This is a genomic window from Limnohabitans sp. (assembly GCF_044373035.1).
In the GTDB taxonomy this organism is placed as follows: Bacteria; Pseudomonadota; Gammaproteobacteria; order Burkholderiales; family Burkholderiaceae_C; genus Limnohabitans_A.
This window is the reverse complement of the sequence record NZ_JBILQU010000215.1, coordinates 1-2,774: the sequence shown is the minus strand read 5'-3', so window position 1 is coordinate 2,774 and position 2,774 is coordinate 1. Positions and strand designations below refer to the sequence as shown.

2 protein-coding genes are annotated in these 2,774 nt (G+C 59.2%); one reads left to right on the top strand and one right to left on the bottom strand.

The features are described 5' to 3' along the window. Nucleotides 1-28: 28 nt before the first annotated feature. The gene (locus ACIQ47_RS16085) at nucleotides 29-2,017 is read right to left on the bottom strand and encodes a tetratricopeptide repeat protein (protein ID WP_396439040.1); all 1,989 of its coding nucleotides are present in this window, start codon (nucleotides 2,015-2,017) and stop codon (nucleotides 29-31) included. Between the two features lie 43 nt (nucleotides 2,018-2,060). Here ACIQ47_RS16085 and ACIQ47_RS16080 point away from each other — a divergent pair, with 43 nt between their 5' ends. Beyond that, nucleotides 2,061-2,768: a lytic transglycosylase domain-containing protein gene (locus ACIQ47_RS16080; protein ID WP_396439039.1), complete on the top strand. Its 708-nt coding sequence runs from the start codon at nucleotides 2,061-2,063 to the stop codon at nucleotides 2,766-2,768. Nucleotides 2,769-2,774 lie beyond the last annotated feature (6 nt).

The window sequence follows — 2,774 nt, the reverse complement described above, 5'->3', positions numbered from 1 at the left end:
AGCGAGGTGGTGATTTGCAAAGCGGGCATCAGGGTTTGGCCTTGGGTGCTGCGCCGGCCAACTGGCGTTCCAGTTGGCGATAGGCGGGGTTGTTGGGTTCAGCACTCAAGGCGATGTTCAGGTCCAGCACACTGGCGGCCCAGTTGCCCATGTTGAAATAGGTCAGGGCACGCGCGTAGTGCGCCCCGGATGTCGGACGTTTGGCCAAGGTTGGGTTGAGCAACTCCAAGGCGCTGGCATAGTCTTTTTGGCCGTTGTGGGCCAACACCAAACCAAGCAGGTAGCGCTGGGCATCGGGTTTCGCCGCCACGATGATTTTGTAGTCGGCAATGGCGGTGGCGAAATCCTTTTGGGCCACCGCAGCCTCGGCGCGGCGAACCCGCGTGAAAAACGCCACCTCAGGTGCTTGGGGTTGGCCCAGAGCCTGGGTGAAGCTGCGTTGGGCCTCCTCGAAGTTGCGAATCGCAAAATACGACTCCCCCCGGTGGTAATACAAGGCAGCCTCGGTGAAGCCTTGGCGCTCGGCCTGCGCCAGTTGCTCCAGTGCCGCGTTGTGTTGCTTTTGCTGCTGCAAAGCCACGCCCAGGTTCATGCGAGCAGAACCCAACGGTTCCCCCAAATTCACGGCTGTGCTGAACAGGCGCGTTGCCTCGACATAATCGGCACGATCCAAAGCTTCAGCCCCATGGTTCAAAAACGGTCGCCAGCGGCCCACCGCTTGCGCCGGGGCTTTCATGTCAATTTTGGCGGCCGCATCGGCCCACACACTGCGCGCGTTGTAAAAGCTGTCGATGCGCCCCCAGCTGAGCAGCGCCAGCACCAAACACAGCAGCACGGTGGCGATCAGCCGCGTCTTGCCTTGTGCATAAGCCAGGGGAATGGCCAAGAGCAAAGGCAGCGTGATGGACCACAAATAACTGCGGTACAAGACAAAAGGGTCCTGTATCCAGACGGTGGTGAACTCGGTGACGAACATCAAACCCGGCAACAAAATCGCCAATGCCGCCAGCGCCCAGGCATCGCTTCGGCGCAACACCAGCCAAGCACTGCCCAGCATGGCCAACACATAAGCCGCGGCCCCCACCAACTCGATGCTGCCAAAACTCAGCGGAAATTGCGGTCGAATGTCCACCGCCATGAACCCCGGCAAAGGCAATAGCCACGTCATGCCGTAACGCCAAAACAAGCTGGCCTGGTTCAAAATACTCAAGGCATACAGGTCTTTGCCAATACCGGGCTGGATCTGCTCCAGCTGAGCCGCAAACGCCCGGGAGGTCTCGTCAAACACCACCCCGATGATGCTGCCGTAGACCTGCAGCAACAAAGCAGCGGACAGGCCCATCAAGCCCAACGCGCCAAAACTGATGGCCAAAGCCATTTTGAAACCCGGACGTCTGACAAAGATGTACAGGGGCGGCACCAACAACAAGGCGCTGATCGCGTACTCTTTCGAGGCCAAGGCCAACACATAAAAGGCAGCCGCCGCCCAATACCAGACCCAGCGGCGCTGCTTCATGCCCCACACCATGCACAGGCAAGCCAACACCACAAACAAGGTGGCCATGACGATCGAGCGCTGAATCAGATACGCCACGCCATAAACCGCCACCGGATGAAACGCCCAGATCGCCGCCGCCATCTGGCTGGCACCTCTCAGCGCCCCATCCCTGTCGGCACTCTGATGCAAATGCTCGCTCCAAGTGGTGGATTTGAGCAATTCGTGCACCAAGGCCCCGAGGGCGATGGCGGTGGCACCGTGCAAGGCCAGGTTGAACATGCGCTGAATGGGCCAGCTTTCGCCTAAAATAGTCTGGATCCAGACAAAGCTGCCGTAAGACAACGTCCGCACGCGCAACTCCAGCAAGCTGCCGTATTGGCCGAAAATGGTGCCGTCGGTCAGGCGTGCATCGTCGAACACCAACTGGTTTTTGAACCCAGTGGCATACAAGGCCAGCAAGCCGGCCACAAGGGCCAGCCCATAGGCGGCATTTTTTTGGTTTGTGGATAAATTGAACATGTCTTTTGATGGACGCTAAACCTCTAGTTTAATGACAGTTTTCATGTCTAGCGAATTGACGCACTGCGCCAAAGTATCCGATCAGCCCGTATGGCGCTGGGGCATTTGCCTGGCACTCGGTCTGGGCTTGGCCATGCCCTGCGTGGCCCAAGTCTGGAAATACGTGGATGACCAAGGGGTCACCCACTACACCAACCAGCCCGTGGCAAAAGGACTCTTGATCATTGCCGCCGAGACCCCGGCAGCCCCCCCGAATGTGTCCGACCTGGGTGTTTTGCCTGAAGACCAGGCACGCCGCACACTGCACTTTGTCGAATCGCGAAGCGGCTACAAGGACAACCAGGCCCAGCTGATGGCCGCGGCCCAGACCCATGGCGTTGACTATGCGCTGGTCAAGGCGGTGACCGCTACCGAATCGGCCTTCAACCCTCAAGCCGTGTCCCACAAAGGGGCTGTGGGCCTGATGCAAATCATGCCTGCCACCGCTGCGCAATACGGTGTTCGGTCAGAGCCAGGCCTCTCGGTCGTGCAAAAACTCAAAGAACCCGGCATCAACATCCAGGTCGGCACCCGCCACCTGGCCGACCTGACCCGGTTGTACCCCGGCCGCATGGACCTGGTGCTGGCCGCCTACAACGCGGGCCAAGGCGCTGTCAGCCGGGCTGGACACCAGATCCCCAACTACCAAGAGACGCAAAACTACGTGCGCAAAGTGTTGGCCATGTACAAAATATTGCAAACCCGCAGCTGATGACCG